The 19,676-nt window shown below is 67.0% G+C and carries 20 protein-coding genes; 13 read left to right on the top strand and 7 right to left on the bottom strand.

What is annotated here, in order from left to right:
* The first annotated feature begins 219 nt into the window (after positions 1-219).
* The 10 genes from WKW82_RS32640 to WKW82_RS32595 all read left to right on the top strand — a co-directional run bounded on the left by WKW82_RS32640 (position 220) and on the right by WKW82_RS32595 (position 8,334).
* On the top strand, positions 220-1,599 hold the full coding sequence (locus tag WKW82_RS32640) for a DUF2868 domain-containing protein (protein ID WP_340347057.1): 1,380 nt from the start codon (positions 220-222) through the stop codon (positions 1,597-1,599).
* Positions 1,596-3,002 (top strand): GTPase/DUF3482 domain-containing protein, encoded by a 1,407-nt coding sequence (locus WKW82_RS32635; protein WP_340347056.1) that lies wholly within the window; start codon positions 1,596-1,598, stop codon positions 3,000-3,002. The genes WKW82_RS32640 and WKW82_RS32635 overlap by 4 nt, the downstream gene beginning before the upstream one ends.
* 17 nt (positions 3,003-3,019) lie before the next feature.
* Complete coding sequence (locus WKW82_RS32630; RefSeq protein ID WP_340347069.1) at positions 3,020-3,559, top strand: SRPBCC family protein; 540 nt, start codon at positions 3,020-3,022, stop codon at positions 3,557-3,559.
* 11 nt (positions 3,560-3,570) lie between these two features.
* Positions 3,571-4,326, top strand: coding sequence for a glutamine amidotransferase (locus WKW82_RS32625; RefSeq protein ID WP_340347054.1), 756 nt, complete (start codon positions 3,571-3,573; stop codon positions 4,324-4,326).
* 28 nt (positions 4,327-4,354) lie between these two features.
* Positions 4,355-4,996: a CDP-alcohol phosphatidyltransferase family protein gene (locus WKW82_RS32620; protein WP_340347052.1), complete on the top strand. Its 642-nt coding sequence runs from the start codon at positions 4,355-4,357 to the stop codon at positions 4,994-4,996.
* Between the two features lie 101 nt (positions 4,997-5,097).
* Positions 5,098-5,694: a glutathione S-transferase family protein gene (locus tag WKW82_RS32615; RefSeq protein WP_340347051.1), complete on the top strand. Its 597-nt coding sequence runs from the start codon at positions 5,098-5,100 to the stop codon at positions 5,692-5,694.
* Positions 5,691-6,350: a histidine phosphatase family protein gene (locus WKW82_RS32610; RefSeq protein ID WP_340347049.1), complete on the top strand. Its 660-nt coding sequence runs from the start codon at positions 5,691-5,693 to the stop codon at positions 6,348-6,350. Before WKW82_RS32615 ends, WKW82_RS32610 begins: the two co-directional genes overlap by 4 nt.
* 25 nt (positions 6,351-6,375) lie before the next feature.
* Positions 6,376-7,338 carry a DnaJ C-terminal domain-containing protein gene (locus WKW82_RS32605; protein WP_340347048.1) on the top strand — a complete coding sequence of 321 codons (963 nt, stop codon included), beginning with the start codon at positions 6,376-6,378 and terminating at the stop codon, positions 7,336-7,338.
* A 2-nt stretch (positions 7,339-7,340) separates the two neighbouring features.
* Positions 7,341-7,667, top strand: coding sequence for a chaperone modulator CbpM (locus WKW82_RS32600; protein WP_340347047.1), 327 nt, complete (start codon positions 7,341-7,343; stop codon positions 7,665-7,667).
* Between the two features lie 367 nt (positions 7,668-8,034).
* Complete coding sequence (locus WKW82_RS32595) at positions 8,035-8,334, top strand: hypothetical protein (RefSeq protein WP_340347046.1); 300 nt, start codon at positions 8,035-8,037, stop codon at positions 8,332-8,334.
* Between the two features lie 240 nt (positions 8,335-8,574).
* Here WKW82_RS32595 and WKW82_RS32590 read toward each other — a convergent pair whose 3' ends face one another.
* Positions 8,575-8,724, bottom strand: a complete 150-nt coding sequence (locus tag WKW82_RS32590) for a hypothetical protein (protein WP_340347044.1) — start codon at positions 8,722-8,724, stop codon at positions 8,575-8,577.
* 84 nt (positions 8,725-8,808) lie between these two features.
* Here WKW82_RS32590 and WKW82_RS32585 point away from each other — a divergent pair, with 84 nt between their 5' ends.
* Entirely contained in the window at positions 8,809-9,357 is a 549-nt protein-coding gene (locus tag WKW82_RS32585; protein ID WP_340347042.1) for a DUF924 family protein, read from the top strand.
* A gap of 8 nt (positions 9,358-9,365) precedes the next feature.
* The gene (locus WKW82_RS32580) at positions 9,366-10,418 is read left to right on the top strand and encodes a VWA domain-containing protein (protein ID WP_340347040.1); all 1,053 of its coding nucleotides are present in this window, start codon (positions 9,366-9,368) and stop codon (positions 10,416-10,418) included.
* A gap of 184 nt (positions 10,419-10,602) precedes the next feature.
* On the opposite strand, the gene WKW82_RS32575 is transcribed toward WKW82_RS32580, so the two are convergent.
* The 4 genes from WKW82_RS32575 to WKW82_RS32560 form a co-directional block, all read right to left on the bottom strand.
* Positions 10,603-11,268: a protein-L-isoaspartate(D-aspartate) O-methyltransferase gene (locus tag WKW82_RS32575; RefSeq protein WP_340347039.1), complete on the bottom strand. Its 666-nt coding sequence runs from the start codon at positions 11,266-11,268 to the stop codon at positions 10,603-10,605.
* A 550-nt stretch (positions 11,269-11,818) separates the two neighbouring features.
* On the bottom strand, positions 11,819-13,789 hold the full coding sequence (locus WKW82_RS32570; RefSeq protein WP_340347038.1) for an alkyl/aryl-sulfatase: 1,971 nt from the start codon (positions 13,787-13,789) through the stop codon (positions 11,819-11,821).
* Positions 13,790-14,058: 269 nt separating this feature from the next.
* A complete protein-coding gene (locus tag WKW82_RS32565) occupies positions 14,059-15,246 on the bottom strand; it encodes a serine hydrolase domain-containing protein (RefSeq protein WP_340347037.1) in 1,188 nt (395 codons plus the stop codon).
* 8 nt (positions 15,247-15,254) lie between these two features.
* Positions 15,255-16,244 (bottom strand): Bug family tripartite tricarboxylate transporter substrate binding protein, encoded by a 990-nt coding sequence (locus WKW82_RS32560; RefSeq protein WP_340347036.1) that lies wholly within the window; start codon positions 16,242-16,244, stop codon positions 15,255-15,257.
* A 125-nt stretch (positions 16,245-16,369) separates the two neighbouring features.
* Between WKW82_RS32560 and WKW82_RS32555 the strand changes: the two genes are divergently transcribed.
* Entirely contained in the window at positions 16,370-17,272 is a 903-nt protein-coding gene (locus WKW82_RS32555; RefSeq protein WP_340347035.1) for a LysR family transcriptional regulator, read from the top strand.
* 12 nt (positions 17,273-17,284) lie between these two features.
* On the opposite strand, the gene WKW82_RS32550 is transcribed toward WKW82_RS32555, so the two are convergent.
* Positions 17,285-18,367, bottom strand: coding sequence for a TAXI family TRAP transporter solute-binding subunit (locus WKW82_RS32550; protein WP_340347034.1), 1,083 nt, complete (start codon positions 18,365-18,367; stop codon positions 17,285-17,287).
* A gap of 148 nt (positions 18,368-18,515) precedes the next feature.
* Complete coding sequence (locus WKW82_RS32545; protein ID WP_340347033.1) at positions 18,516-19,493, bottom strand: zinc ribbon domain-containing protein; 978 nt, start codon at positions 19,491-19,493, stop codon at positions 18,516-18,518.
* Positions 19,494-19,676: the final 183 nt, after the last annotated feature.

Below are 19,676 nucleotides of genomic sequence, written 5' to 3'. Positions count from 1 at the left end.
CTGCGGTGCTCACCGCACGAGAGTGCGGTTCCGCTCCTCAACCCGACCTCGGCGCCCTCGCTACGAAATCTTCACACCTTCGAACCTCGAGCAAATAACTCACGCGTGACTCCGCCTGGACAAGGCGGCGCTCGACGGGCTGCTTTGGCAGCCCTTTTCCATGGCGCATCGGCGGGCATAATTTCAGCGCTCTGACAAGCTGTTGCCCGAGGGAAGCTATTGAACACCGCACTGCGCGAAACCGATTGGCTGTTGAAGGATGCGGTGATCGCCGAGGCGGTGCAACTCATCGAGCAGACAGGGCCGCTCGATGATGCTGCCGCCATGCGCGAGGCAGCCCTCATTCGATCATCACCTGCGGGCCGGGTTGCCCATCGTGCCGCCGTGCTCGGTGAGCGCATCGGGCTCCACGCCGAACTGCTCCGGGCACGCCACTGGGCGCCCTGGGTCGGACTGGGACTGGTCGTCGTGGTCGTGATCGCCGGCCTGTCGCTCGCGGGCAACGTGGTTGGAGGCAGCGAGCGGCGCATCAACATCATGGTCGCGCTGGTGAGCCTGCTGGGCGTTCACCTGCTGACGCTGCTGTTGTGGCTGGCCGGACTGGTGCTCCCACTGACCTCGTTCAACACCTCGCTCGGATGGCTGTGGATGGCCCTGACCGCGCGGGTCGCAGGCGGCAAGCGTGGGCAGGCGCCCGTGCTCCTGCGCGCTTCCACGCAATTGCTCGGGCGAGCGCGGCTGGTGCCCTGGGCCTTCGGCTTCGTCAGCCATTGCATCTGGGCGCTGTCCTTCGCGGCGGTACTCGGCGCGCTGCTCTTTGCGCTGGCCTTTCGCAGCTACACGCTGAGCTGGGAGACGACGATCCTGGAGCCGGGCTTCTTCGTCAACGGCGTGAAGTGGCTGGGCTGGGCGCCGGGCTTGCTGGGCTTTCCGGTGCCGGACGCGTCCACGGTGCTGACCCCCATCGCCGGCCAAGGCGAGCAACGAGACTGGGCGCTATGGCTCACCGGCTGCATCGTGACCTACGGGCTGCTGCCGCGTTTCTTCTTCGCCGTCATCAGCGCGTTGGTGTGGCAGCGCCGCAAGCGCCATCTGCAGCCCGACCTCACGCAGCCTTACTACGTCAAGCTGCTCGCACGCCTGAGCGCAATGGCGCCGGCCACCATCGTTGACGGCGACCCGGGCTTCGTGCGCGGGCGGTCGCCGGTCGGCCTGGGCGCGGGCGAAGCCAGCGACAAGCAGGTTCTCGTTGGCTTCGAGTTGCCTGAAGAAACGCCGTGGCCACCCGCCGGCCTGCCACCCTCCATCGCCCCGGTGCTGCATGTGGACGGCAGCGCCGGCCAGCGCCACGCGGTGCTCGCCACCATCGGTCGACTGCGGCCCCGCACCTTGCTGGTGGCCTGCCACGCCGCTTCCAGCCCCGACCGCGGCACCGAACGCCTGCTGCGCGAATTGCTCGCACACTGCGGCGAATGCCGGCTGTGGCTGATGGCCGGCGACGAAGCCGCACGCGGCCGCTGGCGCCGCTGGCTCGGCGACGTGGGCCTGGACTGCATCAAGGCCTGCGACAACCTTGCGGCGACACTGGCGGACGCATGAACGACTCCAGCATCCGCATCGCCGTCGTCGGCCACACCAACGCCGGCAAGACCTCGCTGCTGCGCACGCTCACCCGCCGCATCCGCTTCGGCGAAGTGTCGGAACGCCCCGGCACCACGCGCCATGTCGAGAAGATCGCGCTGGAAGTCGCCGGCCGCGCGGCCGTCACCTTCCTCGACACGCCCGGCCTGGAAGACGCCGTCAGCCTGCGCGAGCACCTTGCCCACTTCGCCAGCGCGCCGACGCCGCCCGATCGCATCCGAGCCTTCCTGCAGGGCCCCGAGGCGCATGGCGCCTTCGAGCAGGAAGCCAAGGTGCTGCGCGCGATGCTCGACGTCGATGCGGCCTTCCTCGTGATCGACGTGCGCGAGCCGGTGCTGCCCAAGTTCCGGGCCGAGATCGAGTTGCTCAACTCCTGCGCAAGGCCGGTGCTGCCGGTTCTGAACTTCGTGCGCAGCGACGCCAGCCGCGAGCCCGCCTGGCGTGAACTGCTCTCCGCCTACGGCCTGCATGCCGTGGTGCGCTTCGACGCCGCCGCGCCCTTCGTCGGCGCCGAACGCGCGCTGTACGAAGACCTGGGCACGCTGCTGCGCGACCGTCGCGAGCAACTCGCCCGCATCGCCGCCTCGCTCGCTACTGAGGCCACCGAGCGCCGCAGCGCCGCCGCCGCGCGCATCGCCGAACTGGTAGTCGACGTGACCGCCTTGCGCCGCACCGTGCCGTCCGATGAATTCAACGACGCGACGCGCCGGCAGAAGCTCATCGCCGACCTGCAAGCCACCGTTTCCACCAATGCCCAGCGCTGCGCCGACGACCTGCTCGCGCTCTACGGCTTTCGCGAAGGCGATGCCGACGAGGCGCCGCTGCCGCAGCTCGCCGGCCGCTGGAGCATGGACTTCTTCAGCGCCGAGGCCATGAAGGACGCGGGCCTGCGCCTGGGCAAGGGCGCAGCGGTCGGCGCGGCCGTCGGCGTGGTGGCGGACATGGCATTGGCCGGCCTGTCGCTGGGCGCCGCGACGGCCCTCGGCGCCACTATCGGCGGCGCGCTGTCGCAGGGCTTCGGGCCGATGGGCCGCAAGCTGATCAACCTGATGAATGACGTGCAGGAGCTGACTGTGGAAGACCGCGTGTTGCAGGTGCTCGTGGCCTGGCTGCTCGCGCTGGTCCATGCGCTGGAGCAGCGCGGCCACGCCGCCACCGGCCGCATCGCCGCGGCCTCCGACCCGCAGGCCGAGCCTTTCATCGGCCACCGCCTGGAAGCCATCGTCGAATCCGCCGAGCCGGCGCGCGGCCACCCCGACTGGGAAGCTGGCCTGACCACGCGTTGGCTCGCCACGACGGAACGCCGCGAACTGGTCGACGAGGTGGCACGCGCCGTGCGTCCGGCCATCGACCGCGCTTGAAGAAGGAGCACACCGTGATGAAGGAAGACCTTGGCGATATCACAGCGCCCGGCACGTTGCGCTTCGAGCGCCAGTTGCCCGTGGGCATCGACCGTGCGTGGGCGTACTTGGTCGAGCCCGATTTGCGCGCCCATTGGATGGCCGGCGGCGCCATGGGCACGCGACCTGGCGATGCCTTCGAGTTGCTGTTCGATCACACCGCGCTCAGTGGCGAACAGGCGCCCGAGCGCTTCCGGCAATTCCGTGCGCCGGTATCTCAAGCCTCCCGCGTGCTGCAGCGCGACGAACCGAACCTGCTGGTGCTGGCCTGGGGCAGCGACGCCAATGGGCCGCCGTCCGAAGCCCGGTTCGAGCTGGCGTCGCAAGGCGACAAGCAGACCGCGCTGCATCTGACGCACAGCGGCCTCGCCAGCGTGGCAGAAATGCGCGATGTGGCCGCCGGTTGGCACGCGCACCTGGGCGTGCTGCTCGACGTGCTGGACGGACGCATCCCGCGTCCCTTCTGGACGCACCTCGACAAGGCCGCGGTCGAATACAACCAACGAATCACCGATTGAAGCCCACAGGCATGGAAGACGCTCTCCCCCACCCCCTCGTCATCGTCAAGACCGGTGACACCTTCGACGACTTGCGCAACGAACGCGGCGACTTCGAGCACTGGATTGCCGAAGGTCTCGGCGATACGCGCCTGCCGGTGGTGGTGCTCGACCCGCGCCGCGGCGACACGCTGCCGGGCCCCGCGCAACTCTCCGCGGTGGTGCTGTCCGGCTCGCATTCGATGGTGTCGCATCGCGAGGACTGGAGCGAGTCCACCGCCGCCTGGCTCGCCGACGTGGTGAACCAAGGCAAGCCCGTGCTCGGCATCTGCTACGGCCACCAGTTGCTGGCCCACTCGCTCGGCGGCGAGGCCGACGACCATCCCGGCGGTCTGGAGATCGGCACGGTGACCGTGTCGCTCACCGACGCATCCGTCGACGACCCGCTGTTCCAAGGCATGCCGCGCGAATTCCCGGCCAACGTGGTCCATCGCCAGAGCGCCCTGCGACTGCCTCCAGGCGCGGTTCATCTCGCGGGCAATGCCTTCGAGCCCCATCAGGCCTTTCGAATCGGCGAGCGTGCCTGGGGCGTCCAGTTCCATCCCGAATTCGACGCAAACGCCATGCGCGGCTACGTCGACGCGCTGGCCGAAGACTTGCGCGCCGAGGGCGCCGACCCCGACGCACTGCGCGACAAGGTCCAGCCCACGCCCTCCGCCGCGCAACTGCTCGGCCGCTTCGCGAAGCTCGCCGAAGCGCACGATGCCATTGCGCCCGCCATGCGTTAAGGTGCACCAGTTCCCCCGGAGGTCCCTCATGCCCCTGCCCAGCCCCGCCACGCGGCCCCGCAAGCACTTCTCGATGATCCGAGGCTTCCACCTGGCCGACGCCTTCACGCTCGGCAACGCGGCCTGCGGCGTCGGCGGGGTGTTCCTCGCCATGGCCTACGCGGCCAAGGCGGACCTCTCGCTGTTCATGTGGGCGGCGGCGCTGGCACCCGCGGCCTTCATCTTCGACGTGTTCGACGGCCGCATCGCGCGCTGGCGCCAGACGCACTCGGCACTGGGCCGCGAACTCGACTCGCTCGCCGACGTGATCTCCTTCGGCGTGATGCCCGCCTCGCTGGCCTTCGCCGCCGGCGCCAATGGCGGCTGGGATGCCTTGATCCTGATCTATTTCGTCTGCTGTGGCGTGAGTCGGCTCGCACGCTACAACGTCACCGCCGAGGCACTGTCCGAAGGCGCCGACAAGGTCAAGTATTTCGAGGGAACACCCATCCCGACCAGCGTGGTGCTCGTCGGGGTGTTGGCATATGCCGCGTGGAAGGGCAATATCGGCGCCACGCTCTGGGGCGGCGCATGGACGATCGGCCCCTGGATGCTGCACCCGATCGCGTTGCTGTTCGCGCTGTCGGGCACGTTGATGATCAGCAAGACGCTTCGCATTCCCAAGTTCTGAGCCCGCTGGGGCGGGGAAGCGCGGCATGGATACGGCTCAGTCACTACGACAGCACGGCAAGCGTTCCAACGAGGAATGCAAAGCCGAGCGAGGAGACAGGCATGCAGCTCTACTACAACCCATACAGCCGCGCGGTCACGGCCAAGTGGATGCTCGACGAATGCGGCATCGACTACGCGTTGGTCAACATCGACTTCAGCAAGCGAGACCACAAGCAACCCGCCTTCCTGCAGATCAACCCGTCCGGCAAGCTGCCGGTGCTGGTCGATGGGCACACCCGGCTCTTCGAATGCGCGGCCATCTGCATGTACCTGGCCGAGCGCTTTCCGCAAAAGCGCCTGGCGCCACCGGTGGGCGCCGATGACCGCGGCCGCTACCTGTCGCTGATGGCGTACTCGACCTCGCAACTCGAACCCGCGATGGGTGATGCCTTCATGAAAGTCACGCCGACGGCCGCGCGCGAATGGACCGGCTTCCGGGAAGCGGTGCACGTGGTGGAGCGCGAACTGGGCTTTGGGCCCTGGCTGCTGGGCGCCCAGTTCAGCGCCGCCGACGTGATGATCGGCTCGGCCTTCATCTGGCAGAAACTGTTCGGCGGCCATTCCGGCAGCCACAAGATCGACGCCTACATCCAACGCCTGCAGGCCCGGCCTGCAGCAATGAAAATCGGCACCACCGCCTCCCACAAGACTTCATGAGCACCACAAGCAACGCGTCCCTCGTCACTCCCGCCCATTTCCACCCCGCCGGGCTCGACCAGCTGGTGCAACTGGCCGCCGCCGAACCCATCACACCCGCCTGCGACCACTTCTATTTCCTGCGCCACGGCCAGACCGGACGCAACGCGCTGCGCATCTTCCAGGCGGCCGACGAACCGCTGAGCGAACTCGGCCTGGCGCAGGCGGCGCAGGCCGCGAGCGTGCTGGCCGGCGAGACGATCCGCAGCATCGTCTGCAGCGATGCGCCACGCGCGCATGTCACGGCGCAGACCGTGGCGGTGCCGCACGGGCTCGTACCGGCCGCCGAGGCCGGTTTGCGCGAGCGGCATTTCGGCGCGCTCATCGGGACGTCTTCGGCCAACATCGACTGGGCCTGCGAACCCGAGGGCGGCGAGACGCTCAAGCAGTTCGTCGACCGCAAGCGCATCGCACTGGCCGCCGCGCTGGCGCAACCGGCGCCGGTGCTGGTCGTGGCGCACGGCGGCAGCCTGTTCGTGCTGGCCGCGCTGCTCGGCGTGAAGATCGACCTGAGCATCCTCGGCAATGCGCAGCCATTGCGATTCGAGCGCATCGGCCCCACATGGTCGATCAGGGCGCTGCAGGCCAAGGGCGATGCGGAGTCCGCCATCGCATAGCTCTCTCTTTCAATTCCCCATCACCATGGAATTCAAGGACTACTACAAGACCCTCGGCGTCGAGCGCGGCGCCAGCGAAGACGACATCCGCAAGGCCTACCGCAAGTTGGCCCGCAAGTACCACCCCGACGTCAGCAAGGAAGCCGACGCCGAAGTGAAGATGCGCGACGTCAACGAAGCCAACGACGTGCTGCGCGACAAGGAAAAGCGCGCCGCCTACGATGCGCTGGCCGACCGCGTGGCACGCGGCGGCTCGCCGGATGGCGACTTCCAGCCGCCGCCGGGTTGGGACACCGGCTACGAATTCCATCGCGGCCCCCACGCGGGCCCGGCCGACCATGCCGACTTCAGCGAGTTCTTCTCGTCCATCTTCGGCGCCGGCGAGCGCCGCGGCGCAACCCGGCAGAACATGCGCATGCGCGGCGAGGACCATCACGCCGCCATCGAGATCGCACTGGAAGACGCGCTCAACGGCGCCGAGCGCGAGATCACGCTGCGCGCGCAGACCCTCGACGCGCAAGGCATGCCGCAGTGGGAGAACCGCACGCTCAGCGTGAAGATCCCGCCCGGCGTGCGGCCCGGCCAGTTCATCCGCCTCGCGGGCCAGGGCATGCCCGGCCACGGCGGCGAACCGGCCGGCGACCTGTACCTGGAAGTCCGCATCGCGCCGCATGCTCACTACCGCATCGAGGAGCGCGACCTCTACATGACGCTGCCGGTGACGCCCAGCGAAGCCGCGCTCGGCGCGAAAGTCGAGGTGCCCACACCGACGGGCGGCGTGGTCGAGGTGACCGTGCCACCCAATGCGCGCAACGGCATGAAGCTGCGCCTCAAGGGCCGCGGCCTGCCCGGCAAGACGCCGGGCGACCTGTACCTGCTGCTGGAAATCGCGCTGCCGCCCGCCGACAGCGACGCCGCCCGCGCCGCCTACGAGGCGCTTGCCAATGCGGCCGCTTCGTTCAACCCACGCCGCCATCTGGGAGTTTGATCATGGCGACTCGATCCGTCATCGCGACCACCACGGTGGTCAGTTCCGCGCAACCGCTGGCCGTCGGCGAACTCGCGCATGCCTGCGGCGCCGATGTCGCGTGGGTGGTGCAGCTCGTCGAAGTGGGCATCGTGCGGGCACGCATCGAACAGCAGGACGCGCCACCGACGCAATGGCGCTTTGGCAGCGGCGACCTGCAGCGCGCGCTGGCCGCGCGAAGGTTGGAGCGGGACTTCGGGGTGGGGCTGGATGCGGCTGCGTTGATCCTGGATCTGCAGCATGAAGTGCGCAGGCTCAAGGCAGTGCTGGCGTCGCGCGGGATGGATTGATCCTTCGCCCTGCTTGCGCTGCGGCCAACGGCAGCGCATGAAGCGTCCACCGCTTTGAGGACGCGCCGTGCCCTCGGCGCTTGACCCCATGCGCCGATGCCCTCAGGCTGTGACCCCGCCCTGCAAGGCCGCAATGGAGCGCAGCAATGAGCCATGAGGACATGAACAACGGCCGCCTCGGTGTGGGCGGCAACAAGAGTTCGGTCGACTACCAGGAAGGCGTCGCGGTCCGGGAGCGGCAACGTGCTCAAGAGCAGCGCGACGCCGCGCACGCCGCAAGGACCTACTCGAGCGGGGCGATGATACATCGGCTCCCGGCCACTGGCATGCGCCCGGCGGCAGCACTCGGGGCGGTGGCTCAACCATCGTGCAGCCGGAAACCCTGGCGACCTCGGCAAAGTCCGGCGCCGGGCTGTTCGCGGTCCTCTGTGTCGGCTACATGCTGCTCCATGGCGGATGCTCGCTCGGCACGCTCGCGGTCTATGCGGGCGTGGCGGCGGTGGCAGGCGCTTTGGCAGGCGCAGCGCTTTACATCGCACTCAAGGTGCTGGCTGTTGCGCTGAAGGTCGGCGGGATCTTGCTGGCCATTGGCATCGTGCTGCACTGGCTGGGCGTCATCAACATGTGGCCCCTCGTTGCGAGGCTGAGGCACGTGGCAGGCCTCTAGCGTCACACACCGTCCGCGGGAGCTTCGTCACGAGGCAACGGACTTGCCAGGCTTGCCTTTGTCGGAGCGGAGTCTTGCCAGGCGCGCGTCAAGCCGCGCCTGCATCAAATCCAGCGCATCTTTTGCAGAGTAGTACTCCCCTGCCTTCGCTGCCCGTTTCAACGAAGCACGACCGCGCGCAAGAAACTCCTGCTGAGATGTGATGGGAAGCATCCGTAGAGAGTACCGCCAAGGCGTCTGTCAATCCAGGCTGATATTCCCCCGCACCACCAGTTCCCCGTACACCTTCGACTTCGCCTCCACATTCCGCGCGATCTCTTCCAGCGACCAAGCCATGCGACGCAATGAGGCCGGCGTGGCGCCGCCGATGAACGCTCGTCGATCCGTCATGGACGCCTCTCGCGGACTTCGGGCAAAGTCGGTGAACGCCCCTGCCCATCGCATTCCAGCAGGCGCGGTGGCATCATCCGATGCATGGACTCCCAGCCCTGCGCGCGTGATGTCGTTGCCTTCTGGCGCGAGGCCGGGCCGCGGCGCTGGTTCGCCAAGGACGCCGGCTTCGATGTCGAGTTCAAGGCGCGTTTCGAGGGTGTTCACCATGCCGCCGCGGGCGGCGAACTCGACCGCTGGGCCGAGGATGCAGAAGGCGCGCTGGCCCTTTTGATCCTGCTGGACCAGTTGCCGCGCAACGCCTGGCGCGGCAGCGGCCACATGTTCGCAACCGATGGCAAGGCACGGGCCATCGCTCGCGCGGCGGTCGATGCCGGCCTCGACCAGCGCATCGACGAACCGGAATTGCGCGCGTTCTTCTACCTGCCGTTCATGCACTCGGAATCGCTGGATGACCAGCACCGTTGTGTCGCGCTCTGCGCCACGCTGAGCGAAGAGCAGGCGCGCTACGCCGTGCACCATCGCGAGATCATCGAGCGCTTCGGCCGCTTTCCGCATCGCAACGCGGCGCTGGGGCGCAGCAGCACGGCGGGCGAGCAACAGTTTCTTGATGGCGGCGGGTTTTCAGGCTGAGGCCGGCCATGTCCTTCCTCTGGCCTCAATACCTCTGGTTGTTGCCGGCGCTGGCCTTGCTGCCGCTGGCCTACCTGTGGCTGCTGCGCCGCCGGAACAGGACGGCCTTGCGCTACAGCAGCCTGGGCATCGTGCGACCGGCGGCGGCAGGCCGCAGCTGGCGCCGGCACTTGCCGCCGGCGCTGCTGCTGCTGGCTTTCGCGGGGATGCTGCTCGCTGCGGCGCGACCGGTCGCGCGGGTGCCGCTGCCTTGGGCGCGCTCCACCATCATGCTGGCCATCGACGTGTCGCTCAGCATGCGCGTCAGCGACGTCAAGCCGACCCGGCTGGAGGCCGCGCAGGACGCGGCCAAGCTGTTCCTGCGTGAGCTGCCCAAGGACATCGAGGTCGGGCTCGTCACCTTCGCGGCCAGCAGCCAGGTTGCGCAACGCGCCACGCTCGACCGCGCGGCGCTGGTCGCAGGCATCGACGCCTTCCAGATGCAGATGGGCACGGCGGTCGGCAATGCCATCGTGCTGAGCCTGGCGGAGCTGTTTCCGGAGCACGGCATCGACCTGGCCGACCTGAGCTTCGGCGGCGGCTACGGCAACGGAAAGCCGCAGGGACGCAGCCTGGACGCGCAAGCCAAGGCGCCCCCGCGCGAATTCACGCCGGTGGCGCCGGGGTCGTACAACTCCGCCGCGATCATCCTCCTGAGCGACGGCCGCCGGACCACCGGCGTCGACACGCTGGAAGCGGCAAAGATGGCGGCCGACCGCGGCGTGCGCGTCTACGCCGTCGGGCTGGGCACGGTGGATGGCGAGGCCGGCGCGCCCGAGGGCATGGCGATCTACCTCAAGCTGGACGAAGCGACCTTGCGCGAAGTGGCGCGCATGACCGGCGGCGAGTACTTCCATGCCGGGACGGCGGAGAAGCTGCGCAGCGTTTATGAAAACCTGGGCACGCGCGTGCAGGTGGTGACGCGGGAAACCGAACTGGCCGGTGTGCTGGCGCTGGTGTCGGCGGTGATCGCGATCGTGGCTGCCCTGCTCTCGCTGCTCTGGTTCCGCCGCATCGCCTGAACCTGCAACAGGCCCTTCGTCATCCTCCACTCCCCCACGAAGTTCACGATCATCAGCGATGAGATTCCGACGGCGTTGACGACGTGTTGCACGCCAGTCCCGCAACGTTGGTGACAAGTGCGGCAATCGATGTGATCCAAGGTCCGCGTGTTCGTCGATCACCGTGCAATCGCCTGGTCAAACGCTAGGCGTCTTCCAGCGTCGAGAACATCACCGCGAAGATCTCGCGCGTCGCCAGCGATCCGCTCTCGTCCTTGTCGACCACGATCAATTGCTGCGCATCGGGCAGCCCGGCGGGGATCACCATCTTGCCGCCGGGCTTCAATTGGTAGGTGAGCGCGGGCGGGATCAGTTCCGGGGCTGCAGTCACGATCACCTTGTCGAAGGGCGCGTGTTCCGGCCAGCCGTTGCAGCCGTTGCCAACCTTGATCTCGACATTCAGATGCCCTTGCTGCACCAGCCGGCGCCGGGCCTGGCTGGCCAGTTCCTCGATCAGTTCCACGCTGTAGACCTGCGTCGCGAGTTCGGCCAGCACCGCCGACTGGTAGCCAAGCCCGGTGCCGATCTCCAGCACCTTGTCGGTCGGCTGCACGTCGAGCAGGTCGGTCATCACGGCAACGATGAAGGGCTGCGAGATGGTCTTGCCGAAGCCGATGGGCAGCGGCGAATCGACGTACGCATAGGGCCGCAGCTCGAAGGGCACGAACTCGTGGCGCGGCACCTTGCCTATTGCCGCCATGACAGGCCGACGCAGCGCCGCCTTTCCGAGGTATGAGGTGGCAAAGATCGTCTTCGCGGTGATTTCCGCAACCATGATTTGCCGCAGGGTCGTGAAGTCGGGGTCGCTCATCAGGAAACCTCCGCGCTGTGCGCTGCGGTGCGAGCGCCTTCGGGCGGCCGCGCAGCGCTCTGAACCTTGTGAAGGAGCAGTTGCAGACACCGCCCATCGTACGCCTCCGCGGGGCTTTGCGGAGAGGAACTGGCGGCGTGGCGAGTGCCAGCGCAAGCCCGCGCGATGGCCCCTGCACCCTGACCATGCCGCTCGCCAAACGCGCATACGACTTTGCAATCACGCGCAGAACAAGGCGGAGCGCCGCAGACAGTGCTGTCGCACGGCCAGGCGGAAGGACACCGATCCTTGCAACCTGGCCGGACCCGTCCGCGGCCGACGCCAGTGCGGCCGCGAGGCAAAGTACCGACGCCGTGCTCAAGTGGAGCGCTGTGCGAAGCGTCGTGTGCCACCTCGACGACACGAGCGCAGCGCGCCGAATCGGATCGAATCGGCTTGTCGACCGCGCACTTTCTGAGTCGGTCGAACAAGTTACGCCGCTGCCTTTGCGCGCGTCAATGATCCCCGTCTGCCTGGCGGACGGGCCCCGTTGCCGGGTTTGACGACTGCGTCAAGGCGTGACGATATTGAAGTGCGGGTCGAAGGTCTCGACGTTCGAGAACACGCTGGCCAGCACCTTCGGATCGCCCTCCACGCTCACCATCTTCGCCTCGACCAGCTCCGGCAGCTTCTTGCCCTGCAGCAGCATCGCCAGGAAGGCCGGGCGCGTCAGCGTGAGCTTGACGTCGGGCTGCTTCAACACGCGGCCCTTGGTGTTGTTGAGCACCGAGTTCGACAGCTCCAGCGCCCAGGTTTCCTTGAGGTCGGTGAACTCCATCTGGATGGAGGCCTTCATGCCGTCGGTCTTCTCGTGATCGAGGCGCAGCGCGATGTAGTCGAACAGCAGTTCGTTGTCCATGCCGCGCACCACGTCCGGGCCCTGGCTCGATGACGGCGGCTTGATGACGCCCTGGCGCAGCTCGCGTGCGCCCACCAGGTAGGCATTGCGCCAGGTGCCGGCTTCGGCCTGGTAGCCCAGTTGTTCGAAGGCGTCGGCCTCCAGCAGCTTGGCGGCGGTGTTGGCCGGGTTGGCGAACACGATGCGGTTGGTCACCTCCACGGTCCAGCGGTAGTCGCCCTCGTCGAAGGCCTTGCGTGCGACTTCGAGCGCCTTTGCCTCGCCACCCATCGCGGCGATGTAGCGCTTGGACAGGTCGGTCGGCGGCAGCCTGTTCAGCGTGGCCGGATTGGCGTCGTAGTAGCCCAGGTAGAAGTTGTAGACACCGCGCAGGTTGTGGCTGAGCGAGCCGTAGTAGCCGTGGGTGCTGGAATCAGCGGCCAGGCCCTTGGGGAAGAACTTTGCATCCCCGATCTCGTCCATCGTGTAGCCCTTGTTGGCCAGGTTCAGCGCCTGGTCATGGAGGAAGCGGTAGGTGTCGCGCTGGTTGGTCAGGTACTTGTGGATGTTGTCCTTGCCGAAGGTCGGCCAGTGATGGCTGGCGAAGACCACTTCGGCGTCCGGGTAGAGGTCCAGCGTGGAGTTGATGTACTTGCTCCACGACAGCGCGTCGCGCACCTTGGCGCCGCGGATGGTGTAGATGTTGTGCATCGTCTTGGTGATGACTTCCGCCGCGCACAAGGCCTTCTTGTCGGGGAAATAGAACATCATTTCCGAGGGCGCCTCGGAGTTCTGCGCCATCTGGAAGACGATGCGCACGCCGTCGATGGTGGCTTCCTGGCCGGTCTTGGTGATGTAGTCGGTCGGCGGGACCAGGCCCGGCGTGCCGGAAGTGAGGGCCTTGCCAAGGCCACCGCCGACGGCCTGGCGGTCGTTGGCTTCGAGGCCGGTGCCGAACTGGTAGGTGGCGCGGCGCGACATGGCGTTGCCGGCCAGCACGTTCTCTGCGATGGCACTGTCCATGAAGGCTTCGGGCGCATAGATCTTGACCTTGCCGGCCTTGACGTCGGCCTCGTCGATCACGCCGCGGATGCCGCCGAAGTGGTCCGCATGGCTGTGGGTGTAGATCACGGCCACGACCGGCTTGGTGCTGCCGAGTTGCTTCATGGTAAAGGCCAGCGTGGCCCGGGCCATTTCGGCAGTGAAGATCGGGTCGATGACGATCCAGCCGGTCTTGCCTTCGACCAGCGTCATGTTGGCCAGGTCGAGGCCGCGGATCTGGTAGATGCCGTCGGTGACCTTGAACAGGCCGCTGGCGTTCTCCAGCTTTTCATGGCGCCAGAGGTTGGGGTTCACCGTGGCCGGCGCATCGCCCTTCATGAAGGTCGAGAAGCGGGTCTGGTCCCAGACGGTGTTGCCGTTCGCGCCCTTGACGACGGCGTCAGGGAACTGCGCAATGAGGCCGCGGGTGGCTTCGTCGGTGTCGGTCTTGTCGTCCATGGCCATGGCCTTGGCGACGGCCTGGTTGGCGCGGATCGTGGCTTGCGTCGCAGACTTGGGTGCGATGTCCTGCTGGGCGAATGCGAAGGGAACGAATGCCGATGCGATGAGCGCGGCGACCAGGGTTCGATGGAAAGGCTTCATGCGTTGTTGTCTCTTGTGTACTGAAGGTTTGCGATGGAATGGAAGGGGTTCACGGCTGGGGCCCGGCGTCGATCATGCCGGGTGCCATTTCCGCAATCCCGGCAGGCGTGCCGCGGTTGCTGCCTGACAGGTTCGATTGTTGAACCTGGGCAGCGTTGCGTCCATTGCATATTGGTCGATGACTCAATGCAGCGACTGCATCGACCTGTCGCATCGCGATTCAGCGCGTCTCCCGATGTCCGGGACGCTGTCGGGACGGTCCGCGCTGCCTAGGACGCGGCGCGAATGGCGTCGATGAGACCGCGCAACTCCGAATCGCGGTTGTGCGCCTCGGCGCTCGCGTAGTGAGGTTCCGGATACACCGCCAGGTTGACGACCACGAGTCTCTCGGCGCGATGGACATAGAGCCGTTGTCCCGAATGTCCCATGGCCATCATCCCGCCGTCGTCCGTGAGCCACCAGCTGAAGCCGTAGCCCGTCAATCCGAGCGCGCGACGCGAGGCCGATTCAAAGGTCGCGGGAATGCTGAAGGCGCGGCGGCCCGCATGATCGACCCAGCCCTCGGGCAGCACACGCCGGGTGCCGACCAAGCCGTCGTCGAGCACGAACTTCCCGATGCGGCCAAGGTCGCGCAGCGCCATCCCCGCCCGGCTGCCGCCGATCTCCTGGCCGCCGTCCGATTCCAGCGTGTAGTAGCCATCGAACTCCATGCCGCACGGCTTCCAGATCCGGTCGGACATGTAGTCCGCCAGGGTCTGCCCCACGGCTGCGCTGACCAGGGCGCCGAGCAGGTAGGTATCGCCGGTGTTGTAGTGCCACGCCGTTCCGGGCGGATGGGCGGGTCGAAGCCCTTGCATCATCGCCAGCACGCCGCCCGGAACCTTGTTGCCCAGCGATCGGCTGTAGCGGCCGACGTCGGACTCCTTGTCCGTGTAGTCCTCGGTCCAGGCGACGCCCGAGGACATGGTGAGGAGATGGCGGACCGTGACGTTCTCATACCCGGACCCGATGAGGCTCGGCAGGTAGCGCACGACCCGGTCGTCGATGCTCGCGATGGCGCCATCATGGACCGCGGCGCCGACCAGCAACGCGGTCATCGACTTGACCATGGACATCGTGGTCCATCGATCGTGCGGCTGGAGTCCGAGGCCGTATCGCTCGTGGACCACCTGCCCGTTCTTGATCACGAGCAGCCCCGCCACGTCGTTGCGGTCCATGAAGCTCCCGACATCGACCAGCGCGCCGTCGCGCTCGTAGCGGGGGCTGATCTCCGGGCCCCGTGGCAGTTCGATGCGCTCTGCACCGCGGCGTATCACGCGCGTGGCGAACAGCTTGTCGACGTTGCGGTAGCCATAGGCCTGCCGGGGCGGGGAAAAGAGAAGGAAGTCTTCGCCGCGCGGCAGGTGCTCGCGCGGTTGTGCGATCGTCGCGGCGATGCTTTGGGGATTGCTGGTCATGACGAGCCTCAATCGTTCTGGATGCCGAGCCGCGTGATGATCGGACCCCAGACGCTGGCCTCCTCTGCCATCGCCTTCCGGACGCCCTCCGGTCCGAGCGAGGTGGGTGGATCCATGTACAGCGCGGCGAGGCTCGACTTGGTTTCAGGGTCGGCCCAGAACTTCGCCGTCGCCGCGTTGAGCGTCGCGATCACCTCCGGCGGCGTTCCCTTCGGCACCACCAGGCCATACCAACCTGCCTCGGGGAAGTTCTTCACGCCCGCCTCGTAGATGGTCGGCACGTTGGGCAGCGCGGCCGAGCGATGGCGCCCGAAGATGGCCAGCGGCGTGATCTTCCCGGTCTTGACCTGCGGCACAACGCTGGACAGGGCATCCGACACGACGGAGGTCTCGCCGGCGAGCAAGCCCATCATGGCCGGTGCCGCCCCCTTGTACGGCACGTGGACCAGGTCGAGTCCGTAGGCGTCCGCCACGAACTGCACATACAGGTGGGTCGAGTTGCCCTTGCCCGCCGAGCCGAAGTCGACCGAGCCCGGCTTGGCCCTGGCGACTCGCACCAGGTCGTCCAGCGACTTGATGCCCGATGCGGTGCTGGCGACCAATACCTGGCTGGTCGTGGCGAGCATCGTGACCGGATCGAAGTCACGGGTCGGGTTGTAGTTCAAGCTCTTGTACGAGAACGGATTCAGCGACATGTTGGATGTGCTGCCGAAGAAGATCGTGTAGCCGTTGGCAGGTTGCTTGACCACGTAGCTGGCAGCGAGCGTTCCATTCGCGCCGGGCTTGTTGTCGACGACTACGGAGGTTCCCAGGGTCTTGCCGACCGCGGCGGCCCATGCCCTGGCAAGCGCATCGGCGGCACCACCGGCCGCCACCGGCACCACGACGGTGATCGGCTTGCTGGGATACGGCTGGGCAATGGCCGGCGATGCGAAGTTCGCGGCCATCAACGCGGCGGCCGCCAGGAGACTCGAATGTCGAAACGAACGCATGGTCATGGACGCCACCGGTTGGGTTGTGGGCACAGTGCTTGGCGCTGTGGTGTGCGGCCATCGTAGAAACGCGATGCCGCAACGTCCAATGCATAATAATTCTGCAACGCATTACCAAAGCTCATGCGACCGTGAACCTTCAGCAACTCCAACACCTGCTGGCCGTGGCGGAAACGGGATCGTTCAGCCTGGCTGCCGAGAAGGTGCATCTCACCCAGCCGGCACTCAGCCGAAGCATCCAGGCTCTTGAAGAAGAAATCGGCGGGCCGCTGATCGAGCGTTCGCTCAAGGTGAAGGAGTTGACGCCGCTGGGCGTGGTGGTCGCGGCGCGAGCCCGCCGCATCGGGCTGGAGATCTCCGAAGTGAAACGCAGCGCCGCGCTGCTGTCGGAAGGCGGCACGGTCCGACTCGGGCTGGGGCCAGCGCCCGCGGCGATGCTGTCGGCGCCCTTGCTCAGGCACGTGATGGAGGGCCATCCGCGCGTGCGCATCCTTCTGTCCGGTGGCCCGGCGGAGCGCCAGTTGCAGGCGCTGCGGGAACGCACGGTCGACGCGCTGGTCCTGCATCGCGATGGCGTGCCACCGCAGGCGGACCTGCGCATCACCCTGTTCCCCAAGATGCGCCTTGCCTTCGTGTGCAGCAAGCGGCATCCGCTGGCGCAATCCGCAGCGGTGTCCGCCGAGGCGCTGTGGAGCTATCCGATTGCAGCGGGCGGCGTGGGACTTCGCAATGAGACGGTGCATCGTCTCGCCGAGCACTTCGGGCAATCGCTGGACTTCGGTGAAGCGGTGCAGTTGCACTCGGACGAGTTGTCATGTCTCGTCGAGACGGTGCGCAACAGCCATGCCATCTTCTTCGGCGTGCGGGAAGTTGCCCGAAGCCTCCTCGATGCCGGCGAACTCGTGGAATTGCAACTCGCCGCGCCCATCGATTTCAGCTCCGAGTTCGCGTACGTCACGCTCGCGGGCCTGACCGAGCCACCGGCATTGAAGGTCGTGCGCGAGTTCTGCGAGATGAGGATGCGCGACCAGTAGGTAGTGCTGCGCTTAGCGTTTGCAAAGCCCCAGCACCACTTCCTGCTCCGTGCAGGGCCGCGTGCGCGGCCGTTCCGGCGCGGGCGACGCCACGGCAGCAGTGGATGCCGTCTTGCCCGCGATGCAGGCACGAAGGCGCTTTTCGATGGGCGGGTAGTAGCGCCAGCCGGCGCCGAGCGGCGGCAGTTCCAGGCGCACCTGCTTCCACTTCTGATGCCCGTTGGCCTGCAGCTTGTCGAAGTTCGCGCAGAGCGAGTCGGCAAATTGCGTCAGGTTGCCGACGGTGGACTGCAGGCCGTAGTCATAGGTGACCAGGTAGGCCTTGACGGTCCAGGTCGGGATGTCGGCCGTGAGCCATGCCGAATAGCTGGCGGCGCGGATGGTCGCGGGGAAGTAGGTCTTGCGGCCGCGCGCTGTTTCCGGGGCCTTCTCGTCGAGCTTCAGGATCTTGATGTAGTTGCGCGCCTCCGGCAGCATTTCAGTGAACAGCTTGGCGGGCTGCCCGGCCACGATGATGGCGACGTCGATGGTCTTGTCGACGGTGAGTGCGACCAGCGCGTCTTCATTGCTGAGGTACTGCGCATTCGCTTGCGGGATCGGCTCGCCGAACATCAGCTGGTAGAGCGTGCGGGACGTGAGCGCGGTGCCGCTGCCGATCGGGCCGACGCCGAGCTTCTTGTCCTTGATCTCGTGGATCGAGTTCAGCGGTGAATCGGCCCGGGCGACGAAGTAGATCTCCTCGTCATAGAGCGGCATGATGAGCCGCAGCGGACGGATGATGTTGCCGGCATCCGCGTTGCCGGCCTTGGCTTCGTCGAGGAAGGCCTGGTAGACGTCCGACTGCACCAGCGCGAACTTGACCCCCTGCTCGAAGCGCATGCGGCTGATGTTCTCCGCCGAGCCCTTCGACTCGAGCACCTCGAGATCGATGCCCGCGGGTTCGGCGACGTACTTGGCAAGGTCGCGGCCGATCTGGATGTAGGTGCCGGTCTTCGACGCCGTGACGATCTTGTACGGCGTCCTAGCCTGCTGCGCGAAAGCGGGGGACAGGAAGACCATGAACAACAGGCCCATGAGGATTGATCTGATTCGCATGCTGGCTCCAGCAAAAAAATGTGGACAGTCGCGCCAGCCTAGGCCGGGCCCGTTCTCGTTGTTCCCTGACTGGCGGCTCCATCTTGCGTCGATGTGGCCTTGCCGTCTCGACTCGGTCCCCCGCTGGGGGCGGGCTCTCTATTTCTCTCTATTTCTTCGTGCACAGCGCCAATGCCGCAAGCGCGTCACTGCAATCTTTGTTCCCGACCGCGTTCGCAGGGACGGTCGCCGGGGGTTCGCGCGGGGTGATCCCCGGCGCCGGTTCGCTCGTGGCGGGCCGGGCGGGCGGCGCTGCCGCTGCGGCAACGGGTGCCGGTGCCGGAGTCGGTGCCGGAGTCGGTGCCGGAGTCGGTGCCGGAGTCGGTGCCGGGGCCGACGTGGCTGCCGGTGCCGGCGTGGGTGTCGACGCAGGAGCCCGTCGGGTCGCAGGCACGGCCGCGCTGGCCTCCGGCCCTGGTTCACGCGCGTCGACGGATTGACGTTGCTCCTGCAACCGACGGTCGAGCGCCTGTTGCAGCGACTGCACGGTCGGGTTGGTCGCGTAGTCGATGTCGAGCCGGTCCAGGCCACGCTCCGCGGCCACCAGGTCGCCACTGCTCAATGCGCTGCGCACGGACTCGACATGCGTGCGGAACTCGCGCAGCTTGGCGGCCTCGCGCTGCTTGTCGAGGTAGAAATGGTCGTACGCAAAGGCGAACCCCAGCAAGGCCACGAGCGCCGCCGCGATTCCGAGGATCAGCCGGTTGGGAGTGACGGGGCTGTCGGACCAGTCCACCCGGCCCTCGCCAGCGGGCACTTCCTTCCGCCAGGGCACGCCGGGCCGCACGAAGCCGACGTTGGAGCCGACCTCCTCCATGATCGCGGTGGACGGCACCGGGTGGCCGGTGACTTCCTTCGGGTCTTGCGGGTCCACGAGCGGGTAGTCGATCTCGTAGGACGTCAGCGACCGGCTGCCGCCGTGCTCGATGGCCACCTCGACATCGAACCTCGGATCGCGCGCGCCCTCCACCCCGGTCCGGTCCGTGCCGCAGAACGGACAGAATCGCTCCCGCTCCTGCAGCAGCTCATTGCAATGCTTGCAGGGCTCCAGAAACGATGTGTCGGAAAAATCGGCGAGATTCACCATGACGCGGTTCGAAGGTGGTGCGCTTGACGGGGCATGCTGGTTTCATTTTGGCTCCGATCTTGCAATTGCAACAACTCTGCCGTGCGGCCGATTTCGACAGCCGAATCGCCCCTTTTCCCAATGAAGAAGCGCCCTTCGAGGAGGCAACGCGCACAGGGCCGGCCATGCAACCTATGTCGTTCG

Source organism: Variovorax rhizosphaerae (genome assembly GCF_037889975.1).
Taxonomy (GTDB): Bacteria; Pseudomonadota; Gammaproteobacteria; order Burkholderiales; family Burkholderiaceae_C; genus Variovorax; species Variovorax rhizosphaerae.
The sequence above is the reverse complement of the archived record's forward strand: the minus strand, read 5'-3'. Positions and strand labels throughout refer to the sequence as shown.

Coding starts and splice junctions, on each gene's coding strand:
- WKW82_RS32545 (WP_340347033.1), bottom strand. CDS start 19,493: ATGGTGAATCTCGCCGATTTTTCCGACACATCGTTTCTGGAGCCCTGC.
- WKW82_RS32560 (WP_340347036.1), bottom strand. CDS start 16,244: ATGACCATGCGTTCGTTTCGACATTCGAGTCTCCTGGCGGCCGCCGCG.
- WKW82_RS32605 (WP_340347048.1), top strand. CDS start 6,376: ATGGAATTCAAGGACTACTACAAGACCCTCGGCGTCGAGCGCGGCGCC.
- WKW82_RS32570 (WP_340347038.1), bottom strand. CDS start 13,789: ATGAAGCCTTTCCATCGAACCCTGGTCGCCGCGCTCATCGCATCGGCA.
- WKW82_RS32590 (WP_340347044.1), bottom strand. CDS start 8,724: ATGACGGATCGACGAGCGTTCATCGGCGGCGCCACGCCGGCCTCATTG.
- WKW82_RS32630 (WP_340347069.1), top strand. CDS start 3,020: ATGAAGGAAGACCTTGGCGATATCACAGCGCCCGGCACGTTGCGCTTC.
- WKW82_RS32600 (WP_340347047.1), top strand. CDS start 7,341: ATGGCGACTCGATCCGTCATCGCGACCACCACGGTGGTCAGTTCCGCG.
- WKW82_RS32575 (WP_340347039.1), bottom strand. CDS start 11,268: ATGAGCGACCCCGACTTCACGACCCTGCGGCAAATCATGGTTGCGGAA.
- WKW82_RS32610 (WP_340347049.1), top strand. CDS start 5,691: ATGAGCACCACAAGCAACGCGTCCCTCGTCACTCCCGCCCATTTCCAC.
- WKW82_RS32635 (WP_340347056.1), top strand. CDS start 1,596: ATGAACGACTCCAGCATCCGCATCGCCGTCGTCGGCCACACCAACGCC.
- WKW82_RS32585 (WP_340347042.1), top strand. CDS start 8,809: ATGGACTCCCAGCCCTGCGCGCGTGATGTCGTTGCCTTCTGGCGCGAG.
- WKW82_RS32620 (WP_340347052.1), top strand. CDS start 4,355: ATGCCCCTGCCCAGCCCCGCCACGCGGCCCCGCAAGCACTTCTCGATG.
- WKW82_RS32625 (WP_340347054.1), top strand. CDS start 3,571: ATGGAAGACGCTCTCCCCCACCCCCTCGTCATCGTCAAGACCGGTGAC.
- WKW82_RS32580 (WP_340347040.1), top strand. CDS start 9,366: ATGTCCTTCCTCTGGCCTCAATACCTCTGGTTGTTGCCGGCGCTGGCC.
- WKW82_RS32565 (WP_340347037.1), bottom strand. CDS start 15,246: ATGACCAGCAATCCCCAAAGCATCGCCGCGACGATCGCACAACCGCGC.
- WKW82_RS32550 (WP_340347034.1), bottom strand. CDS start 18,367: ATGCGAATCAGATCAATCCTCATGGGCCTGTTGTTCATGGTCTTCCTG.
- WKW82_RS32615 (WP_340347051.1), top strand. CDS start 5,098: ATGCAGCTCTACTACAACCCATACAGCCGCGCGGTCACGGCCAAGTGG.